This window comes from Paenibacillus sp. BK720, assembly GCF_011761545.1.
In the GTDB taxonomy this organism is placed as follows: domain Bacteria; phylum Bacillota; class Bacilli; order Paenibacillales; family Paenibacillaceae; genus Pristimantibacillus.
In genome coordinates, this window is the sequence record NZ_JAASRQ010000006.1 from 289398 (window position 1) to 310733 (window position 21336).

Consider the following 21336-nt stretch of genomic DNA (forward strand, 5'->3'; position numbering starts at 1 on the left):
AAATAAATTTTTTACAAATAAAGTTAAAAACTTTTATGACGGATGCGCCTCTATTTCATCAGCCTCCGAATGATCGAAAGACCACCCTTCGCCGACGGATAACGGAAGGCGAAATCGAACCTGGTCGTTTGCTTCAGCACGCTTTTCATATGGGAGAAGGTCTTGAAGCTGTACTCGCCATGATAAGCACCGAGCCCGCTCTCGCCCACGCCGCCAAACGGCAAATACGGCGTTGCCAGATGCATGAGCGTATCGTTGATGCATCCGCCGCCAAACGGCACGGCTTCGGTCACCCGCTTCTGAATAGCCGCGTTCTCGCTGAACAGATAGAGGGCAAGCGGCTTCGGACGCGCATTGATTTGGTCAATTGCTTCTTGCAGTTCGTCATAGACAAGGACAGGCAGAATCGGGCCAAAAATCTCCTCCTGCATGACCGGCATATTCCAGTCCACGCGGGTTAATACGGTAGGCTCGATCCGGAGCGACATTTCGTCTGCCCCTCCGCCCATGACAGCCTCCCCTTCGCGAAGGAAGCCAGCGAGCCTTTGAAAATGGCGCTCCGATATAATTTTGCCGTAATCCTTATGATCAAGCGGACTCTGGCCATAGAACCTCGTTACCGTTTTGCGAAGATGCTGAAGGAATTCCTCCAGAACGCTATGGTGCACAAGCGCGTAATCAGGCGCGATGCAGGTCTGGCCGGCATTAATAAATTTGCCGAAGGCAAGGCGTCTCGCGGCCAGCTTGAGATTGGCGTCATGATGCACAATAGCCGGGCTTTTGCCCCCAAGCTCGAGCGTAACCGGCGTCAAATGCTTGGCCGCGGCGGCCATGACCTGCTTGCCGACGTTAACGCTGCCCGTAAAGAAAATTTTATCGAACGGCAGGTCAAGCAGCTCTTTGCTTACTTCGACCCCGCCTTCCATAACGGTTATGTAAGAAGGATCAAATGTATCCTGAACAAGCGAGGACATCACCTCCGACACCGCGGGCGACAGCTCCGACGGCTTCAGAATCGCCGTATTGCCCGCCGCTATAGCTCCCACAAGAGGCGCCATCGCGAGCTGGAACGGATAGTTCCACGGTGCGATAATAAGCGCGGTGCCAAGCGGCTCCGGCACGATGTACCCCTTGCTGCCCATGTGGGTAAGCGCCGTTTTGACCTTGGCGGGCTTCATCCACCGCTTCAGCCTCTTCTGCACGAAAGAGATTTCTTTGAGAACCAGTCCAATCTCCAGCATATAGGACTCCTGCTCGCTCCGGTTCAGGTCAAGCCGAAGCGCCTGCATAATCGCATCCTCGCGTTCCGTAATGGCTTGGCGCAGCTTGGCCAGCTGCGCCAGCCGGAATTCGAGACTCCGGGTTGCCCCCGTCCCGTAATAATGCCGCTGCTTCTCCAGCGATTGTTGAGCTGTATTCATGTTCATATTCATGCGATACCCCGCCTTTTCGATAGGAATCCAGACTTGAAAAACGAAATTCTATGCTATAGTTAGGAAAAAGGAGCGATGCCGATTGAATAAATTGCTGCCTGCCCTTATTCTGCTTACGGGCTTGCTTTACATTTTTATCATTCCCGCTGAACCGCATGCCGTCAAGCTAATTTTCAAAGCGATTCCGATGCTGCTGATTATCGGTTACGCTTACTTGCAGCCCGCGCGAAACGGTAAGCGGTTTCAACGGATCGTGCTAACCGGTCTTGTCTTCTGCGTGATTGGCGATGTTACCCTGGGTAACTTTATCGTAGGACTGTCCGCCTTTTTAATCGGCCATTTGTTTTATTTAAGCGGGTTTTTCGGACAATGGAGGTTTTCCTTCCGGCGGCTCGTCACGATTGTTCCGATCGGAGCATACGCCGTTTATATGGGGTATGAGCTTATGGATGCTCTCGCAAAGTCGGGAGACGACGGTCTCAAACTCCCCGTGCTTGTCTATGTAACCGCCATTTCGCTGATGGGCTGGTCGGCCATCATGTCCGGCAACGCATGGGCGGTTGCGGGCGCCTTGCTGTTTATGGCTTCCGACTCCATTCTCGCCTGGAATAAGTTCGTCTCGGATGTGGCAGGCTCGGATATCCTCATTATGACAACTTACTATGCCGCGCAGATTTGCATTGCGGCCTGCATCGGTTACCGAAGCCGCACCGCTCCCGCAAGATGAAATGGCTTCGCCGTCCTTAGGCGGAGGAGCGCGTTTCATTCCGGATTATAGACCCTTGGAATTGCAAAAAGCCATGATCCCGCGATCATGGCTTTTATTATGCCGTGCCGGTTGTTAGCCGGCTTTTTCCTTGTTCATCTGCTTGCTGCGCAGCTGGCCGCAAGCCGCGTCGATGTCGGCGCCATGCTCGAGGCGGACGCTGACGCTGACGTCTTGTTTTTTGAGCGTATCGTAGAAGCTCTTAATGGAATCGTTCTCGCTGCGCTGGTATTGGCTATGCTCGTCAACCGGATTGTAAGGAATCAGGTTCACGTTCACGAGGGAGCGGCGGCGGTCGCCCACCAGCTCGGCAAGCTCAAGCGCATGCTCCGGCCGGTCATTCACGCCCTTGAGCAGAATATACTCCAGCGTGATGCGGCGGTTCGTCCGCTCCAGATAATAATCGATCGCATCCATCAGCTTCTCGATCGGAATCGCACGGTTGATCTTCATAATCCGCGTCCGCAGTTCATTATTAGGCGCATGCAGCGATACGGCGAGATTCACCCCTTGATCCTTGTCGGCAAATTCTCTGATTTTATCCGCGAGGCCGCTTGTCGATACCGTAATATGGCGCGGTCCGATAGCCAGGCCTTTATGATCCTTCACCGTTGTAAGGAAGTCGTTCAAGTGAATAAAGTTATCGAATGGCTCGCCAATACCCATGACAACGATATGGCTGACCTTCTCGCCTTGACCCGCTTCATCAAGATGGAGCTGGATCTTCATGATCTGCTCGACAATCTCGCCGCTTGTCAGGTCCCTGCTCTTCTTCAAAAGGCCGCTCGCGCAGAAGCTGCAGCCGATGTTGCAGCCAACCTGCGTGGTTACGCAGACCGACAGGCCGAACTTATGGCGCATCATCACCGTCTCGATCAGGTTGCCGTCATCCAGCTTGAGCAGCAGCTTGACGGTGCCGTCCTTCGACACCTGCTTCGTATGCTCGACCAGCGTCTGTATCGCAAAGTTCTCCTCCAGAAGCTTCACGCAGTCCGGATGAACCTCGGCCATGTCCGTAAAGCTAGTAACCCGCTTCCGGTACAAGTATTCCCACACCTGAGTCGCACGGAACTTTTTATGCCCCCGCTCGCCCAGCCATGCCGTTAATTGATCTAAAGTAAATCCATATATGGATGGTGTACTCATCGTTATTCCTCTTTTCACAAACGCGGCGGAAACCGCATACTGCTCCTATTGTCCCAAAATTAGCTGACGAAAACAAGGGGCGAAAAAGTCCAATCCTTCCATTATACGCTCATTCCGCCCTCTTATCTCATTCTCTCGTCTAACTCGCGCACTTATTGTACCGCTCCAGTTTCCTGCGTGCACCGCCCGCTGTAAGACGGTTTTTCCGTGTTATTTAGTCTTTCCAGGCAATCCAATTAGGCTTGCCTAAACCTAAATTTCGCAACGAATTATAGCATTCGCGAGATTTAGAGTCCAAGAAGGAGCATAGTAGAGTTCCCTTTCAATGTAAACGTTCTAACCAAGCTCCTTGTCAGAATTAGACAATATGCCGCCCCCACGGTTCATTTACAACCTCGACCGGCAGGCGTAATATACGATTCAGCAATTGATTGAAGTAGCAATCGCTGAGTTTCCGTTAAGGGAAACGGGGGAACCAATCGATAAGCGGCATCGCAACGGTGTGAGAGCCGGAGCAGCTTGCTTATCCGGGGTGAATCCGGGAAAAGGCTGCGCGCGGCCGTACCCGGTAGGGCGACTCTCACCGTCCGAATCCGTCAGCTAACCTCGTAAGCGATGAAAATGCTGCTGCTTATGGCAGAGGCATTTTCCAGGTAGAGAGGATGATGTGATCTTGTGACCTTAAGGGGCCGCGGGGATCTTTCCTCTGCGGCTATTTCTGATGCCCATTTTTAATCAACTGTCTTTATCGCTTAATCCCCTACACGGGGGAACGGGGGAACCAATCGGACAGCCGGCTGCACGCAAGCCAGCTTGTCCACGGGGTGAATCGCCAACGCGGCTCTAATCGGGCTTGTTGGCGTAGGGCGACTCTTACGCCCGAATCCGTCAGCTAACTTCGTCAGCGTACCAAGAGAGGCAACGATGATCGTGAATATAGGCGCGGTTTATTTTGTGCTGCGCTTATAAGCCGCGTGAAGAGTCCCTCTTCCGCGGCTTTTTTGTTTGTCGTTGATTCCTCTAACGAAAAGAGGAGCGTAAACACATGGTCGACTATATACTCGTCTCCGCACCCAACGTGCAAGGCGAGGACTTTATTAAACAGCTGCTACGCCGGCACATTCCGTTTGCGGCCATCGTGAACAATAAGACCGAGTATGAGCGGATGCTGGAGCTTGGCGTGACCACGGTCATCGTCGTCAACACAACGGATGAAGCCACCTGGCGCGTACCGGAGCTGCCGGTCGGCCGGATCTTTTTATTCGAGAGAAGCCTGAACTTATGCTGCCGTTATATCCAGATCTGCCGCAGCTGGACGTCGAAATCGATCTGCGTCGTTACGGACAGTGCAAACCCGCGTCTGATCTACAAAGGAATGGGCGCGAATGATGTTATTCATTCAAGCCATGCGGATACGTCTTTTCTAATCATAAACGAACTCATGGCAAGCCAAGATAATCGGTAAAGGACATGCTAACCAGACAAGAATTGCCCCAAATGGCACCTGACGGCCATGCGGCAATTCTTTTAGGAGGAATATACGATGCAGGATATTTATATGGTGCTGCTGCTGGCAGCGATATTCGTACTCTTCGCCGGCTTTATGCAATGGTGCGACCGGGCTATTCAAGAGGAGGATAAGCGATGATTGTCACGTTAGTGCTTGCCCTGTTTCTCTTTCTCTACTTAGTTTATGCCTTGATCAACCCGGAGAAATTCTAAACCCTAATCGATCGCTGGGAGGCCGCAATGGCAATGGATATTTTACAGCTCATCATCGTGGTTGGCGTGCTTATTCTGCTCGTCAAACCGCTCGGAACCTACGTGTATCACGTGTATTCGGATCAACCGAACCGGATCGACCGCGTTTTTGGCGGCATCGAAAGGTTCATCTATAAGGTAATCGGCCTGAAGTCGCGTGAGGGCATGACTTGGAAAAAATACGCGCTGAGCTTCCTGCTCACGAATATCGTGCTTGTCGCGATCAGTTATTTGATTCTGCGCCTGCAGGGCAGCCTTCCGGGCAACCCGAACGGCATTGGCGCTATGGAAGAATCGCTTTCGTTCAATACCGTTGTCAGCTTTATTACAAATACGAACCTGCAGCACTACAGCGGCGAGACCGGTCTGTCCTATTTCTCGCAGATGGCCGTCATTATGATGATGATGTTCACATCGGCGGCTACCGGCTTCTCGGTTGCGATTGCTTTTATCCGCGGCTTAACGAGCAGGGGCAGCACAATCGGCAACTTCTTTACCGATTTCGTGAAATCCCATACGCGGATTTTCCTGCCGCTCGCAACGCTTATTACGCTGGTGCTTGTGGCGCTTCACGTGCCGCAGACGCTGCAGCCTAACGTTACGGCAACAACGCTGGAAGGAGCAGCGCAAAGCATCGCCATCGGGCCGGTTGCTTCGCTTGAATCGATTAAGCATTTGGGTACCAACGGCGGCGGCTTTATGGGCGCCAACTCGGCGCATCCATTCGAGAATCCAAGCCCGCTGACGAACGTGATCGAGATTTTGTCCATGTGGGCGCTGCCTGCATGCCTTCCTTATGTATACGGCAGGTTCGCGGGAAACCGCAAGCAAGGCTGGGTTGTGTTTGGCGCGATGATGTCGCTGTTCCTGGTATTCCTTGCAACGGTCTACACGGCTGAGCTGCATGGCAATCCGGCACTGAACAACCTTGGCGTAGACGCCTCGCAAGGCAGCATGGAGGGCAAGGAAGTCCGGTTCGGCATTGCCCAGTCCTCCCTGTTTACGGCGGTGACGACGGCAGCCACTACAGGTTCAGTTAACAACATGCATGATACGCTGACCCCGATCGGCGGTCTTGTCCCGCTGGCGGAGATGATGCTGAACGTCGTGTTCGGCGGCAAGGGCGTCGGGCTCGTCAATATGCTGATGTATGCCATTCTTGCCGTGTTTATCGCCGGTCTGATGGTTGGACGGACACCGGAGTTTCTCGGTCGGAAAATCGAACCCAAAGAAATGAAGCTGATCGCGATCGCGATTCTCGTTCATCCGTTTATCATTTTGGCGCCAACCGCCATTGCTTTCCTGACGGATCTTGGCCAGGGTGCCATTACGAATCCGGGCTTTCACGGCATCTCGCAGGTGCTCTATGAATACACCTCTTCGGCTTCGAATAATGGCTCCGGCTTTGAAGGCCTTGCCGACAATACGCCGTTCTGGAACATGACGACCGGTCTTGTCATGCTGCTTGGACGTTATATTTCGATGATTGCCATGCTTGCCGTAGCCGGATCCCTGGTCCGCAAAAAGCCCGTACCGGAGACGATTGGCACATTCCGGACAGACAACGTGCTGTTTGGCGGGATTCTAGTAGGAACCGTAGTGATTGTCGGCGCGCTTACGTTCCTGCCTGCCGTTGTACTTGGACCTATTGCAGAGCATTTAACGATTCGCTAACGGATAAGGATGAGGTGAATAACCGTGACCACACAACGCAAATCCATGCTGACCTCGGCGATTATAAGTCGCGCGGTAAAGGACAGCTTTCTGAAATTAAATCCGCTCACCATGATGAGAAATCCCGTCATGTTTGTCGTCGAGGTCGGTACGCTTGTCGTCCTGCTGATGACGATCTTCCCCGGCTACTTCGGAACGGAGGGTCGTATCGGATTCAATCTGACGGTCTTTCTGATCCTGCTGTTCACCGTTTTGTTCGCTAACTTTGCGGAAGCGCTGGCCGAAGGACGGGGCAAAGCCCAGGCGGATTCGCTCAAGAAGAGCAAAAAAGATATTACGGCAAACAAAGTGACGGGCCAGACGACTAAGCAGGTGTCGTCAACCGAGCTCCGTAAAGGCGATATCGTCGTCGTCTCCGAAGGAGAGATGATTCCCGGCGACGGCGAGATCATCGAAGGTCTTGCCTCTGTCGACGAGTCGGCGATTACGGGTGAATCGGCACCGGTGATCAAGGAAGCCGGCGGCGACTTCAGCTCGGTAACGGGCGGTACCCGCGTTGTCAGCGACCGGATCAAAGTCCGGATCATGAGCGATCCCGGCGAGTCGTTTATCGACCGCATGATCTCCCTTGTGGAAGGCGCGAAGCGGCAAAAGACGCCTAACGAGCTGGCGCTGAACACGCTGCTGACCAGCCTGACGCTGATCTTCCTGATCGTTGTGGTAACCCTGGCTCCAATCGCCAAATATGTTGGCGTTGTGCTTGATATTCCGGTGCTCATTGCCCTTCTTGTCTGTCTGATTCCTACGACTATCGGCGGTCTGCTGTCAGCCATCGGGATCGCCGGCATGGACCGCGTCACGCAGTTTAACGTGCTGGCCATGTCCGGCAAAGCGGTGGAAGCAGCCGGCGACATTAATACGATGATTCTGGATAAGACCGGCACGATTACGTACGGCAACCGAATGGCAAGCGACTTCCTGCCTGTCAAAGGCGTAAGCGTCCAGGAGCTTGGCGAATGGGCAGCCGTCAGCTCCGCCAAAGACGAAACGCCGGAGGGCCGTTCCGTCCTGGAGCTGATGAAGACCAAGCAGCTGAGTTATCCTTCCTCTCTTGCCGAGAACGCTGAAGTCATAGCGTTTACGGCCGAGACCCGGATGAGCGGTCTGGATCTTCCGGACGGACGGAAAATACGCAAAGGCGCCGTTGACGCCGTGAAGAAATGGGTAGCTTCCCAAGGCGGCACCGTCCCTTCCGATCTTGACGCTACCGGCGAAGGAGTTGCCGTGCTTGGCGGTACCCCGCTCGCTGTGGCGGTTGATAACCGCATCTACGGCATTATTTATTTGAAGGATACCGTGAAGCCGGGCATGCAGGAGAGGTTCGAGCAGCTGCGCCGCATGGGGATCAAGACGATTATGTGTACCGGCGACAACCCGCTGACAGCCGCAACGATTGCCCGTGAAGCGGGAGTTGACGATTTTGTGGCGGAGAGCAGGCCCGAGGATAAAATCGCGCTGATCCGCCGCGAGCAGGCGGAAGGCAGCCTGGTTGCGATGACGGGCGACGGGACAAACGACGCTCCCGCGCTTGCCCAGGCCGACGTTGGCCTTGCCATGAACAGCGGTACGGTCGCAGCGAAAGAAGCGGCCAACATGATCGACCTGGATTCCGACCCGTCCAAAATTATCGAAGTGGTTGCGATCGGCAAGCAGCTCCTCATGACGCGCGGCGCGCTGACAACCTTTAGCATCGCGAACGATATCGCCAAATATTTCGCCATCATTCCGGCCATGTTTATGATCGCGATCCCTCAGATGGACGCCTTGAACATCATGAAGCTGGGTTCGCCCTCTTCGGCCATTCTGTCCGCGCTTATCTTTAACGCGATCATCATTCCTCTGCTCATTCCGCTCGCCATGCGCGGGGTGCAGTACAAACCGATGAGCGCGTCGAAGCTGTTAAGCAAAAACCTTCTGATCTACGGACTTGGCGGCGTCCTTGCCCCGTTTATCGGCATTAAGCTGATCGACCTGCTTGTTCATGTATGGATCTAGACCGATCTGAAAGGAAGAGATAATCATGACGAACTCCACATCTTCATCGGGATCTAACGGCTCTCTCTTTATGATTGCCTTAAGAGCCGGTATCGCGTTTATTCTGATATGCGGCATTATTTACCCGCTAGTGTCAACCGGCCTTGCCCAGCTGCTCTTCCCGCATCAGGCGAACGGCAGCATGATCAAGGATTCGAACGGCCGGATTATCGGCTCCTCCTTGATCGGGCAGAGCTTTACCGACCCTGCGTATTTCCAAGGAAGGGTATCGAGCATCGACTACAAAGCGGAAGCGTCCGGCTCGAACAACTACGCGCCTTCGAATCCAGATATGCTGCAGCGGACAAAAGATTCGATTGCCGCCTGGCAGGCCGCCAATCCCGATGTTCCGGTTAACCAGCTTCCTCTTGCGCTGATTACCAATTCTGGCTCGGGTCTGGACCCGCATATTACGCCGGCGTCGGCCGAGGTCCAAATTCCGCGCATCAGCAAGCTGACCGGGTTGCCGGCGGACACTCTGAAAGAGCTGGTGAAAAAGCATACCGACGGACGCGATCTTGGCGTCTTCGGGGACCCCCGCGTTAACGTGCTGGAGCTGAACATCGAATTAAGCCAGCTCCGCAAATGAGAAAACTTCTATCGAAGTACTTCGAAGATGAAGGGCCGCGTTTCAGCGGTAGTTTTTATCGCCAATCAGAAAGCTGGTTTTCGAGTTCGAAAACTTATACTTTCTGATGTGGTAAACAGCAGCCCCGCCTGCCCCAAGTGGCGCAGGCGGGGCTTTCACGGGTCTTACGGAGAGGAGGAACGACGGGACATGAACGACAGCTATCGCCGCAAAACACCCGAAGAGCTGCTGAAGGCCATAACGAAGCTGCATCACGGACGGCTCAAAATTTATATCGGGGCGGTAAGCGGGGCCGGCAAAACGTATCATATGCTGCGGGAGGGCCAGCAGCTTCGGAAACAGGGCATTGATGTGGTCACTTGCGCCGTATCCACGATGCAGCGGCCGGAGACGATGGAGCAGCTTGCCGAGCTGGAACGGATTCCGAGCATTCATTGGCAAAAAGACGGGATTGAGCGCAAGGATCTTGATCTGGCCGCTATAAAAGCGCGCAATCCCGAGGTTGTGCTGGTGGACGGACTTGCGCACCGAAACCGGCCGGACAGTCCCCTTCCCACCCGCCTGGACGATATTCGTCATTTGCTGGAATGCGGCATCAGCGTGATTACAACGCTTAACGTATATGAGCTGAACGGCGTATCGGACCTGGCCTATCAGTTGACCGGCATCGAGGCCGAGCATACGATTCCCGACGATATTCTGGAGCTGGCCGATGAGGTCCGTTTAATCGACGTATCGCCGGAAACGATACTGACCCGCGTGAACGAAGGGCATCTGCGCAACGCGAGCTCCCCGCATCTGCTGCTTAAGGGCAACCTTGGCAAGCTGCGCGAGCTTGCGCTGCGTCTGATGGCGGAGGATGTTAACGATTCGCTTGAAAATCACCGGAGACAGCAGGGCTTGGTAGGTCCGTCCGGCGCGGCCGAACGGATTCTCGTTGCCGCCCAATATCACTGGAACGGCTCGATCCATATACGTCGGGGCCAGCAGGTTGCCAGAAGGCTGAACGGAGAGCTGCTCGTCGTCTCCTTCGTCAAAGCGGGGAAAGCAATGACGAAGGAAGCGGCTGCGTTCAAGCGGTCTATTATCAAGCTTACCCAGAAGATTGGGGCGGGTTTTGAGGAGCTTGCCGTTCCCCATTTGCACCGGCGCCATCTATCCGAGCAGATGGCCAGATACGCGATGGATCACGGCGTAACCCGCATCGTGCTTGGCCACTCGAAGCATACGCCGCTGCAGGAGCTGCTTCACGGCTCCGTTGTTAACGGGATTTTGCGCTATGCGCGCCATATCGACGTCTTTTTCGTGGCGGACCGTACGGAAGCAGAAGGCGAGCGCATCCTGCCGGCCAAGCATCGGACTACTCCGGATCCCGTTTACAGAAGACTTAGTCCCGACGAGCAGCTTCAAACGACGAAACGGCTTAAACGGGGCACCTTCAAGGTCTACATCGGGTCTGCGCCCGGCGTGGGCAAGACCTACACCATGCTTCGTGAAGGAAATGTTCTACTCCGCAAAGGCATTGATGTCGTTATCGGCCTGCTCGAGACGCATGGCCGGAAGGAAACCATGGAGCAGATCGGCGAGCTGGAGCTGATTCCAAAAGCTACGATTCCTTACAAAGGAACGCAGCTAAAAGAAATGGATGTTTCCGCGATTCTGGAACGTTTTCCGGAGGTTGTGCTGATCGACGAGCTGGCCCATACAAATGTGCCGGGAAGTCAATATAAGAAGCGTTATGAGGATGTCCTTGCGATTCTGGATGCCGGCATCTCGGTTATTTCGACCGTTAATGTCCAGCATCTTGAGAGCTTAAACGATGCCGTTGAGCAGATTGCGGGCGTTCGCGTAAGAGAGACGATTCCGGACCGCATGCTTCGCCTGGCGGATGAAGTCGAGCTGATCGATGTATCGCCCAAGGCGCTGCAAGAGCGGATGCGGCAGGGGAAAATCTATCCGATGAACAAGGTCGAGGAATCGCTTGACGCGTTTTTTCAGCTGGGCAATCTGATTGCCCTTCGGGAGCTGGCCTTGCGGGAAATTGCCGACGACGTGGATGAACGGCTGGAATCGTGGGAGCGGACGGGCGCACTACGCGGCCCATGGCGGAGGCAGGAGGTTATATTCGTGGCCATCACCGACCTGGCGCAGGGAGAGCGGCTGATCCGCAGAGGCTTCCGTATCGCCTACCGGCTAAAAGCGGAATGGCATGTGATGGCCGTCCATAACGGCCAAGCGGATCGTGCGGCGCTAGACCGCCGCTTACGGGAGCTGGAGCAATTAACGGAGCAGCTTGGAGGTGCGTTCGTCCGGAAAGAGATGCGGCAGACGCGCGATATTCCGGCTTTTCTGCTCACCCATGCCAATGCGCGAAAAAGCACGCAGTTAATCGTTGGCCAAGAGAAGAGAGGCTGGTTTGCGAGTTTGTTCCGGCCATCCATGACGAAGAAATTGCTGCAGGGCGGCCGGAACATGGATGTCATGGTCGTCAGCTGCCTTCCTTCGCAAGAGCAATAATATCTTTCGGATCGAGATTATGGCGGTCGTAGCCGGTATATGAGGTCTGGATCATGGCGAGGCCCACCTGACGCAGCGTGATGAGATGGTTCGGGAACAGCGGCCTTAGAATCGGATACAGCCAGGTTAACGCTTTTGCCCATTTCGGAACCCTTACCTGTCCTTTGCTCGGGTGCATGTAGCCCGGACGGAACATAAAGGCCCTGCGGAACGGCAGCTGCAGCAGGTGATTCTCGGTTCTTCCCTTCACTCTCGCCCACATGCTCCTGCCTTGCTCCGTGCTGTCCGTCCCGCCGCCCGTTACGTAACAGAACACCATATCCGGATTCAGGCTCGAGAGCAGACGGGCAACATGCATCGTGAGATCGTAGGTCACGCGGGTATAGTCGGCTTCCGACATGCCGATGGAGGATACGCCAAGGCAAAAATAGCAGGCGTTGTAGCCTTCCAGCTCATACTGGATTGGGGTCAGATCATGAAAATCCCGATGGACGATTTCCTTCAGCTTGGGATGCGCAACGCCGCTAGGCCGCCGGGTAAGGATAAGCACCTGCTCGACATCGGGGTGAATCAGGCATTCCATCAGAACGCCTTCACCTACCATGCCCGTCGCTCCGGTCACAATCGCTTTAATCTTTCGTTTCGCCGGCCTCTCTTCCATTTCTCGCATCTCTCCTTTATTTACAGGTCGTACAACCATTATGGCATAGGCCTTAAGCAGGTACAAAAAAAGGACGGAGCAGCTACCTTGCTGCTCCGTCCTTGCTCTATATTAGACCATCAGTTGCTTCACAAGCTCGCGGTTCCGTTCTTTGAATATTTCGTTATGGGATGAGACCATTCCGTACTTATTAGCTTCCGGTTGAATGAAGGATTTCGCTCTGTTCACCGCATTCGCCGCATCCTGGAAGCAGCCTGCAATAAGATGCAGCTTGCCGTCGTGCATCAGGATATCCCCTGCGGCAAACATGCCCGGCACGGAAGTTTCGCCGCTTGGATTGCCTTTCACATACCAATTGTCGACCATCTCGATATTCAGCTTGCTGTTCTCGAGCAGCGAGGAATCCCGGTCGTAACCGTGATTAATGACAACCTCGTCAATCGACAGATGGGATACTTCGCCGGACCTGCTGTTCGTAAGCTCGACGCGTTCAACAAGCTCATCGCCCGAATTCGCCAGCAGCTTCGTAATTTCGGTGTGGAACAAGCACTCGACTTTCGGGCTGTTCAGCAGCGTCGTTACATTCGCTTCATGCCCGGACAAGGCCTCTTTGCGATAGGTTATATAGATCCTCCTCGCGAAAGGCAGAAGCTCCATCGCCCAGTCCACGGCCGAGTTGCCGCCGCCGGAGATCACGACGTTCTTGTCTTTAAATCTCTTAAGCGATTTAACGGTATAGTGCAGGTTGGTTACCTCAAACTTCTCCGCGCCTTCAATCGCCAGCTTGGTCGGATTCAGTATGCCGCCGCCAACCGCAACGATAACGGTCTTCGAATAATGAATGCGTCCCGACGAGCCATGCAGCTCAAAGATATGGTCTTCGTTCTTGGTAATGGATTCGACCTTTTCGTTCAGGACAACCTCGGGGTCGAACGTCAGTCCCTGCTTCACCAGCTGCTCGATCAGCTGAGCGCCCGGCGTTGGCATCAGCCCTCCAATGTCCCAGATCATTTTCTCCGGATACACATGAACCTTGCCGCCCAGAAACGGCTGGAATTCGATCAGCTTGGTCTTCAATTCTCTAAGCCCGCTATAAAAAGTCGAGTAGAGCCCCGCAGGACCGCCCCCGATTACCGTTACGTCATACAACTCTTCTTGCGTCATGAACGTTCCTCCCCGGAAAAGCACCGTCGTAATTGATTATCATTATCAATAGTATACGGCCTTTGAGAATATTTTTCAATAAGCGGTTGACAATCGGATCAAATCCCTATAATTTAGTAAATGGCACAGATAGTGATAATCATTATCACTTAATGAGCGTTGAAATTAGTATATTGCCCTCGTTGTTTATGTATTCCAATCCATATATAAGGAGTTTACCCAACCATGAAAAAAGCACTTATTTCCCTCATGATGCTCTTCGTTATCATTCTGAGCGCATGCGGCAGCAACAACTCGGGCAATAATGCCGGAGCGGCAAACGCCACCGCCTCAAATAATGCCGGGGCAGCGAATGCCTCCCCATCGGCGGACACGACTTCGGAAGCGACAGGCACGATTACCTTTCAGTCGGAGAGCGGCCCTATGGAAGTGCCTGCTAATCCGAAGCGCATTGTTGATCTTTCTTCTTACACAGGCAGCCTGATATCCCTTGGCCTTACTCCCGTTGGCGTTACCTCCTGGGCGAAAGACAATCCCAATTTCACTGAGCAGCTGAAGGATGTTACCGAAGTATCCGAAGAGGATGTCGAGAAAATTCTCGAGCTGGAGCCGGATCTGATCATTGGTACCGAAACGACAAAAAATGTCGATAAGCTGAAGGAAATCGCTCCAACCGTTATTTTCACCTACAACAAAGTCGATTACCTGCAGCAGCATATCGAAGTCGGCAAAGCCGTTAACAAGGAAAAAGAAGCAACGGCTTGGGTCGAAGACTTCAAAGCACGCGCCACTCAAATCGGCAAAGATATTAAAGCGAAAATCGGAGAAGACTCCACGGTTACGGTCATTGAGAACTACGACAAGGAATTGTATATGTTCGGAGATGCCTGGGGCCGCGGCACCGAAATTCTGTACCAGGCGATGGGCCTGAAGATGCCCGAGAAAGTAAAAGAAATGACCTCGAAAGACGGCTGGTACGCTTTATCCCTGGAGGTTCTTCCCCAATACGCGGGCGACTACATCGTCTTCAGCCAAACTAAAGATACTGCAGGCTCCATTACGGAAACCGAAACTTACAAGAACATCCCTGCTGTAAAAAACAATCATGTCATCACGGCAGACGCTAGAGGCTTCTACTTCAATGATGCGTATACGCTTGACTATCAGCTGAACTTCTTCAAAGAGCAGTTCCTGGGGAAATAAGCCGATGAAGCAGGAAACGAGACGCCCAATTCCATTTGCACTCAAACTTTTTGCCGGGATCGTTTTCTTTATCGCAATCTTCTTCTTGGCCATGGTGTTCGGCGCTGCCGACACCACGGTCCATGATACGTGGCTTGCGCTGACGTCACCTCACGATACCAGCGAGAAAGTGACGCTTTTGCGTGAAATCAGGCTGCCGCGCGAGATCGCGGCAATCTTTGTTGGTGCGGCGCTAGCCGTATCCGGCGCCATTATGCAGGGCGTGACCCGGAATGCTCTGGCAGACCCGGGGCTTCTTGGCTTATCGGCCGGCGCGAACGCCGCCCTTGCCGCAACGGTTGCGCTTTTCCCTCAAATCAATTATTTCGGCATTATGATTGCCTGCTTTGTCGGTGCCGCCCTAGGCTCCATTCTCGTTATCGGGATCGGCGCGGCAAAACGGGGCGGCTTCTCCCCTATCCGGATCGTACTCGCGGGTGCCGCCGTTTCTACGTTTCTGTACGCCGTTGCCGAAGGCATCGGCCTCACCTTCAAGGTATCCAAGGACGTCAACATGTGGACGGCCGGCGGTCTGATCGGAACGTCCTGGGGGCAGCTTCAGACGATTGTTCCGGTCATCGCAGCCGGCATTCTTATTGCCATTGCCATGTCGAAGCAGCTCACCATTCTTAGTCTTAGCGAAGACGTGGCGACCAGTCTCGGGCAAAAAACCGGTCTGATCAAAGGCATCCTGTTCACCGTTACGATTCTGCTCGCGGGCGCTTCCGTCGCGCTAGTCGGCAATCTGGCTTTCCTTGGCCTGATGATCCCGCATATCGTGCGGGCTATTGTCGGCCAGGATTATCGCTATTCCATTCCGATGTCCGTTTTCGCGGGTGCTTCCTTTATGCTCCTTGCGGATCTGATCGGCCGGACCATCAATGCGCCGTACGAAACCCCTGTAGCGGCCGTTATTGCGGTTGTGGGTCTGCCCTTCTTCCTTATCATCGTTAGAAGAGGAGGCAAAGCGCTGAAATGATTTTATCGCATATGGTTCGAAAACAACGCATCATTCTCGGGATCCTGCTTCTGCTTATTGTGGCGACCGTTATTGTCAGCCTTAGTCTGGGTTACTCCACTTTAACCTTTAAAAGGCTGATTCCCGTAATCTTCGGGGATGGCACAAAAAAAGAAAACTTTATCCTGTTCGACATACGAATGCCGCGTGTCATCATTACTTTGCTCGCGGGCATGGCGCTTGCTTTGTCCGGTTCCATTCTGCAAGGAGTTTCCCGCAATGATCTGGCCGATCCCGGCATTGTTGGCATCAACTCGGGGGCTGGCGTTGCCATCACGGTCTTCTTCCTGTTCTTCCCGACGGAAGCCGGTCCGTTCGTGTACGCCCTGCCGGTTGTTGCGTTTATCGGCGGTCTGGCAACCGCGGTCCTTATTGCTCTTTTCTCCTGGAAAAAGCATGTCGGCATCCAACCGGTCAGCATGGTGTTGACGGGTATCGGCTTCCAGATGGCGCTTAGCGGTGTCATGATCGTGCTCATATCCTCCGCTGACCGCCAGAAGGTGGATTTTATCGCCAAGTGGATCGCCGGCGGCATTTGGGGAACGGATTGGGTATTTATTAACGCTATGTGGCCATGGCTCGCCATCTTTATTCCGTTTACGCTATACAAGGCAAACCGCCTTAACATTCTGGCGTTAAACGAACCCGTTGCGGTTGGGGTTGGCATCTCGCTGACCAAAGAGCGCCTGGTGCTGCTCTTCTCCGCTGTTGCGCTTGCGGCATCCGCCGTATCCGTCACAGGCGGGATCGCCTTCATCGGTCTGCTTGCTCCGCATATCGCAAAGGCTCTGGTAGGTCCGCGTAATCAATTGTTTATTCCGATCTCCATCCTGTTTGGCGGATGGCTGCTGGTTCTGGCCGATACGATTGGCCGCCAAATCGACATTGCGGGCGGATTGCCGGCCGGCATCGTTGTATCGCTGATCGGAGCGCCGTATTTCTTGTTCCTGCTTCTAAAGAAATGATTAAGTAGTAAAGGCTGCCTCAAAAGCCAATGGCTAACGGGGCAGCCTTTTTCCCGGCATTCGCAATTTCCGCTGCACCTGCCAGTCCCGCAAGACCCGCAAGACCCGCCCCTATCACGATTTGATGCAGAAGCAGCTGCATTCAGCTATTCGTGATGGTTCTTGCCTCGTAACGAATCACCCACTCTTTCCAAAAAGCCTGCAGGTCAAAGCTCTCGGGCCGCTCGAACTTTCCTTCTGTAACCTTTACGTCCTGAATGCGGGATAACCGGTAGGCTTGCGCCCCTTGATCGCCTTCTCCAACGAGAAACCATATGCCGGCTTTGGCTACAAGACCGTAAGGCTTTACAATCAGGCTTTTCTCCAAGCCGGCACGGTTCCTGTAGCTGATCTGGACCTCGCAAAGCTTCATAATCGAATCTTGAACCGCTGCAAAATGCGGCAAAGCCTTCTCTTCCTGCTGCCAGGAATCAGGGTCGATATGAATCCGCTGCTGAATCCAATAGGCATCCTTGCGGCTTTGCTCCGGCAGCGCCTGCATCAGCTTGAGCAACGCGGAACGAAGCGCGGAGCCTATTCCCAGCTGATCCAACGATCCCTCCGCCGCATACAGGAACAAGGCCTGAATTTCTGGCGTCGTTAAGCCGCCAATCGGGCTTTTGTAATTAGGCGGGAGCGAAAATCCGCCACCGGCACCGGGATCCGCGTAAACCGGAATGCCCGACAAGCTGAGGGCATCCATGTCGCGGTAAATCGTACGCTCCGATACTTCAAGGCGATCAGCCAGCTCCGCAGCCGTTTTCTTTCCCTCCTGCTGAAGCAGCATCAATATCGATATAAGCCGGTCAGCTCTCATGTCTTATTCTCCTTCATGCAATAGATCTTGATCTTATTATTAATTACTGACAATAGATGTCAAGGATGATGTTGTACACTAGCAGCATCACCTTATCATAGAACGGAGTTTCTGAGTCAATCATGATACCGGCACTTATACGAGTAAGGATGCGGAAGTGGAATAACTGGCTTGGCCATCACCCCACATTAAGAAGATTGCAGCTGATTGCCTTTCTCCGCAGTATAGGACAAGGCTTTGCGGCAGTAGAAACAAGCTTATATTTAAGGGAGCTCGGCTGGAGCGGAGCCGCGATTGGAGGATTGTTCGCTGCGGCAGGTTTATTCCGCACCCTGATCACAACCTTTACCGCCGAGCTAAACGCCCTTCTAGGTCCAAAAAATTATTTGCTGCTGTATGAAGTCCTAACGGCGGCGGCTGCCTTGCTTGTGATCGTATCAAGCGGTACGGCTACACTATGCCTGGCCATTATCGTTGCCGGCTTTGGCATGGGTCACAGCGGATCCGGCGGTCCGGCAGCCCCTATAGAAAGGCGATGGCTTGGAGCCTTCTCCCGCAAGCTGACCATTCTTTTTGGCAAGCATGCGCTGCTTGGTTACGCGGGGATGGGATTTGGAGCGCTTATCGCCTGCCTTACTCCTCTGCTGCGGGACTGGCTGCCGGATCGGGAAGCCTACCGGCTGTTATTTATTCTTCCCGCCGTATGTGCCGCAGCCGGGGTTGCGCTGCTGCTCTCCATTCATGGCGGGGCAAGGCGCCGTGCGGCCACGGCTGAGGAAGCGAACCTTGCAGCTTCGCCCTCCTCCGCTTCGTCTCCTTCGGTCAAACCGGCCCTAAGCAGACGTATGTCCCTGCTGCTGGCAGGCGGAATTATTTTGCTGGGCCTCCTCATTCTCTTTGTCGGAGGCTACGCCGAATTTCCGATTCTCTCCGCGTTTATGCCAGTACTGCTCTTCCTGCTGCTCATTGCCCTAGCAATGATCCGGGTAGCCGGCGGCTCGCCGGAGGAGATGAACGGCGTGATGAACATAGTGCAGACGGTCGCCGTTACGCTGACCAGCACCATGAGCGCTTATTGGTTTTCCGAACGGTTTCAGGTGTCCACAAGCGAAGTGGGACTGGTCATTGCTTTGTCCTATCTTCTAGCCGGCGTCTTGGCCTATGCGCTGATCCATGCGTCAGAACGATTTGGTCCCATCAAGCCGGTAGTCAACCTGCAGCTGGCCGGCGCAGTATGCGTGCTTTTACTGCCTTTAGCAGCTTCTTTCGTTCCCGCCGCCATCCTCTATGTCTTATGCAGTATGTTCAACCTTGGCACGCGAGGCACACGGTATGCGGTAATAAACGCCCAGCCTGCCAGGAAGCAGCGCTCCCGGTCCTCGCGGCTTGCGTCTTTCCTTATCCGGTTAGGCGCCATTCTATGGCCCGGTGCCTTTGGACGCCTGATCGATGAGGGCGAGCATATCCTTCCTTTCTTCTTCGCGGCCGCCATTCAGCTGTTCTCAACTTGGCGTTACAGCAAAAAAGAACAAACAAAGGCCCCCTTATCCTAAGGGGGCCTTTGCCTTTGGTCGTTAAATTCTACTTATGAGGAAGCTGCTGTACGTAGCTGTCCGACAAATGCAGAAGCTCAAGCGCTCTGTTGTACTCGTCTTCGGTTACGCCGCCTTCCGTCGTTTCCGTGCCGTCGACCACTTTGTGGTTCGTGCCGTCTTTGTATTCGATACCCGGCACAAACAGGTTCTCGTTGTCGATAACCGAGCCGCTAGGCAGGAAGTGACGCATTGGAATCAGCTCCGAGCTTTGGTTCAGAAGGTCTTCGCCAAAGTGAATCTGATTCGACAGCGACGCGCCTACCAGGTTCGCAACGGTTGGCAGAATATCAATCTGACCTCCCACTTTATCCACTTCGGACGGTTGAGTTACGCCCGGAACGTGCATAATAAGAGGGATGTTGAACATTTCGGTATGGCCGTAATCCGTGCCAAGCATTTCCTTCATCAGCGCTTTTTCGTTATCGTCAAGCGAGTACAGCGGCAGACCTTGGTGGTCGCCGTACATGAGGACAATGCTGTCATCCCACAGGCCGCTCGATTTCAGGCCGTCGATAAATTGGCCAAGCGCATAGTCGGCGTAGTTTTGAGCTTTCAGATAACGGGTTACAAGGCTGTCATCCTTGAATTCCGCAGGAAGCTCGATCCGGTACTTCGAAGTCGGAATGTTGTAAGGATGATGCGCGCTCATCGAGATCACTTGCGCATAGAACGGCTTATCCGCCTGATCCAGCTTCACAAGCTCAGGAAGAGTCTTCGAATATAAAACTTCGTCCGATGCGCCGAAGGCTACATGGTCTTCGTCGCCATAGAAGGCTTGATCGTAATATTTATCCCAGCCAAGAGCCGAGTACAGCTCCGTACGGTTCCAGAACTCAACCGCGTTCGTATGGAACGTTGCGGTATAATAACCGTTCTCTTTCATCAGCTTCGGCAAGCTTGGCAGCGCTTTGTCGACGTTTACGTCTGTCGCTGCTTTATGCTTAGGTACGTACAGCGATGTATTCACCACATACTCTGCGTCCGAGGTTGTGCCTTGGCCGACCATCGTATAGAAGTTTTTGTAGTGCGTAGCTTCCTGAACCAGCTTGTTCATGTTCGGCGTAATTTCCACGCCGCCAACTTTGAGGCCGATCAGGAAGTCCTGGTACGATTCCATTTGAAGAATAATGACGTTTTTGCCTTTCGCGGCACCAAAGTATTTCGGCGATGCCTGCACGGTAATGCCTTTAAGCTCATCGATTTTCGCTTGCGTAATTTGGTCGATCGGCGTAATCGGCTCTTTCTCCATCATTTTATCGATGATGTTGTATACTTCGTAATCGAGAAGGCCCATCTCTTCGGCTTGCTTGTTCTCGTTCATGCTCGCGCGGTTCGGCCATACGTTCACCAGGCAAACGACAACGGACAAGGCGAATACCGCCATCCACGCTTTGCTTCTCACCGGACGCAGCTGAGCTTCCTGGCGGGCTTTCCTGAACCTTGGCAGAATGAGGACAACCGAAATCACGATAATGTCAACGAAAATAAGCAAATAATAAGGATCCATCAGCGAGTAGGTACTTTCCCCTACCTCGGCCATTTTGTTGGCTTGGCTTAACGCATCCGTATTGACGATAATGCCGTAGTACTTGTAATACATCAGTATGGCGAAGTATAAGGCCGTAAACAGCAAATTGACGATCATGTAATAAAGCATCTTGCGCTTGCCTGCAAAAAACTCAATCAGACAGAATACCGCGACAAAGAAGGGAATCTCCGTCATAATCGTCAGCCACGAAAAACCGTTGCCGAAGACGACATCGCGGGCTACGATACTTTTTATCAGCAGGATAATAACGAAATAATAAAATCTTCTATTTAAAAATCTGGTTATTAAAGACACCCTAGTCATCAC

Annotated in this window: 18 protein-coding genes and 2 riboswitches; of the genes, 11 read left to right on the top strand and 7 right to left on the bottom strand. The window is 53.5% G+C overall.

Annotated features, from left to right (window positions below; all coding sequences use genetic code 11):
* Positions 1–50: 50 nt before the first annotated feature.
* Entirely contained in the window at positions 51–1427 is a 1377-nt protein-coding gene (locus FHT67_RS23065) for an aldehyde dehydrogenase (RefSeq protein ID WP_132308953.1), read from the bottom strand.
* 88 nt (positions 1428–1515) lie between these two features.
* Here FHT67_RS23065 and FHT67_RS23070 point away from each other — a divergent pair, with 88 nt between their 5' ends.
* The gene (locus FHT67_RS23070) at positions 1516–2160 is read left to right on the top strand and encodes a lysoplasmalogenase (protein WP_167201437.1); all 645 of its coding nucleotides are present in this window, start codon (positions 1516–1518) and stop codon (positions 2158–2160) included.
* Positions 2161–2274: 114 nt separating this feature from the next.
* On the opposite strand, the gene rlmN is transcribed toward FHT67_RS23070, so the two are convergent.
* A complete protein-coding gene (rlmN, locus tag FHT67_RS23075; RefSeq protein ID WP_167201438.1) occupies positions 2275–3345 on the bottom strand; it encodes a dual-specificity RNA methyltransferase RlmN in 1071 nt (356 codons plus the stop codon).
* A 434-nt stretch (positions 3346–3779) separates the two neighbouring features.
* Positions 3780–3974, top strand: a riboswitch (cyclic di-AMP (ydaO/yuaA leader).
* A 110-nt stretch (positions 3975–4084) separates the two neighbouring features.
* Positions 4085–4268: riboswitch (cyclic di-AMP (ydaO/yuaA leader) on the top strand.
* Positions 4269–4390: 122 nt separating this feature from the next.
* Between rlmN and FHT67_RS23080 the strand changes: the two genes are divergently transcribed.
* The 6 genes from FHT67_RS23080 (at position 4391) to FHT67_RS23105 (ending at position 11980) form a co-directional block, all read left to right on the top strand.
* Positions 4391–4810: a hypothetical protein gene (locus FHT67_RS23080; protein ID WP_167201439.1), complete on the top strand. Its 420-nt coding sequence runs from the start codon at positions 4391–4393 to the stop codon at positions 4808–4810.
* Positions 4811–4989: 179 nt separating this feature from the next.
* Positions 4990–5067: a K(+)-transporting ATPase subunit F gene (gene kdpF, locus FHT67_RS30695; RefSeq protein WP_083778284.1), complete on the top strand. Its 78-nt coding sequence runs from the start codon at positions 4990–4992 to the stop codon at positions 5065–5067.
* Positions 5068–5100: 33 nt separating this feature from the next.
* Positions 5101–6780 (top strand): potassium-transporting ATPase subunit KdpA, encoded by a 1680-nt coding sequence (gene kdpA, locus FHT67_RS23090; RefSeq protein WP_167201440.1) that lies wholly within the window; start codon positions 5101–5103, stop codon positions 6778–6780.
* Between the two features lie 45 nt (positions 6781–6825).
* Positions 6826–8835, top strand: coding sequence for a potassium-transporting ATPase subunit KdpB (gene kdpB / locus FHT67_RS23095; protein WP_208403502.1), 2010 nt, complete (start codon positions 6826–6828; stop codon positions 8833–8835).
* 25 nt (positions 8836–8860) lie between these two features.
* Positions 8861–9463 carry a potassium-transporting ATPase subunit KdpC gene (kdpC, locus tag FHT67_RS23100; RefSeq protein WP_167201442.1) on the top strand — a complete coding sequence of 201 codons (603 nt, stop codon included), beginning with the start codon at positions 8861–8863 and terminating at the stop codon, positions 9461–9463.
* A 189-nt stretch (positions 9464–9652) separates the two neighbouring features.
* Entirely contained in the window at positions 9653–11980 is a 2328-nt protein-coding gene (locus FHT67_RS23105; RefSeq protein WP_167201443.1) for a histidine kinase, read from the top strand.
* Here the strand turns inward: FHT67_RS23105 and FHT67_RS23110 are convergent.
* Together FHT67_RS23110 and FHT67_RS23115 are read right to left on the bottom strand one after the other, a co-directional pair.
* On the bottom strand, positions 11952–12641 hold the full coding sequence (locus FHT67_RS23110; RefSeq protein WP_167201444.1) for an NAD-dependent epimerase/dehydratase family protein: 690 nt from the start codon (positions 12639–12641) through the stop codon (positions 11952–11954). The genes FHT67_RS23105 and FHT67_RS23110 overlap by 29 nt on opposite strands.
* Positions 12642–12752: 111 nt before the next feature.
* A complete protein-coding gene (locus FHT67_RS23115; protein WP_167201445.1) occupies positions 12753–13805 on the bottom strand; it encodes an NAD(P)/FAD-dependent oxidoreductase in 1053 nt (350 codons plus the stop codon).
* Positions 13806–14030: 225 nt separating this feature from the next.
* On the opposite strand from FHT67_RS23115, the gene FHT67_RS23120 reads away from it, so the two are divergent.
* Genes FHT67_RS23120 through FHT67_RS23130 form a run of 3 tightly spaced genes read left to right on the top strand, consistent with a single transcriptional unit; the run spans position 14031 to position 17030 of the window.
* Positions 14031–15008, top strand: a complete 978-nt coding sequence (locus FHT67_RS23120) for an iron-hydroxamate ABC transporter substrate-binding protein (RefSeq protein WP_167201446.1) — start codon at positions 14031–14033, stop codon at positions 15006–15008.
* A 4-nt stretch (positions 15009–15012) separates the two neighbouring features.
* Positions 15013–16026 carry a FecCD family ABC transporter permease gene (locus FHT67_RS23125; RefSeq protein ID WP_167201447.1) on the top strand — a complete coding sequence of 338 codons (1014 nt, stop codon included), beginning with the start codon at positions 15013–15015 and terminating at the stop codon, positions 16024–16026.
* Positions 16023–17030 carry a FecCD family ABC transporter permease gene (locus FHT67_RS23130; RefSeq protein WP_132308481.1) on the top strand — a complete coding sequence of 336 codons (1008 nt, stop codon included), beginning with the start codon at positions 16023–16025 and terminating at the stop codon, positions 17028–17030. Before FHT67_RS23125 ends, FHT67_RS23130 begins: the two co-directional genes overlap by 4 nt.
* Positions 17031–17049: 19 nt before the next feature.
* On the opposite strand, the gene FHT67_RS30405 is transcribed toward FHT67_RS23130, so the two are convergent.
* Both FHT67_RS30405 and FHT67_RS23135 read right to left on the bottom strand, forming a co-directional pair.
* On the bottom strand, positions 17050–17172 hold the full coding sequence (locus tag FHT67_RS30405; RefSeq protein ID WP_279591588.1) for a hypothetical protein: 123 nt from the start codon (positions 17170–17172) through the stop codon (positions 17050–17052).
* Positions 17173–17886, bottom strand: a complete 714-nt coding sequence (locus tag FHT67_RS23135; protein ID WP_167201448.1) for a helix-turn-helix transcriptional regulator — start codon at positions 17884–17886, stop codon at positions 17173–17175.
* Between the two features lie 149 nt (positions 17887–18035).
* Between FHT67_RS23135 and FHT67_RS23140 the strand changes: the two genes are divergently transcribed.
* On the top strand, positions 18036–19439 hold the full coding sequence (locus tag FHT67_RS23140) for an MFS transporter (protein WP_167201449.1): 1404 nt from the start codon (positions 18036–18038) through the stop codon (positions 19437–19439).
* 28 nt (positions 19440–19467) lie between these two features.
* Here FHT67_RS23140 and FHT67_RS23145 read toward each other — a convergent pair whose 3' ends face one another.
* Positions 19468–21324, bottom strand: a complete 1857-nt coding sequence (locus FHT67_RS23145; RefSeq protein ID WP_132308475.1) for an LTA synthase family protein — start codon at positions 21322–21324, stop codon at positions 19468–19470.
* Positions 21325–21336 lie beyond the last annotated feature (12 nt).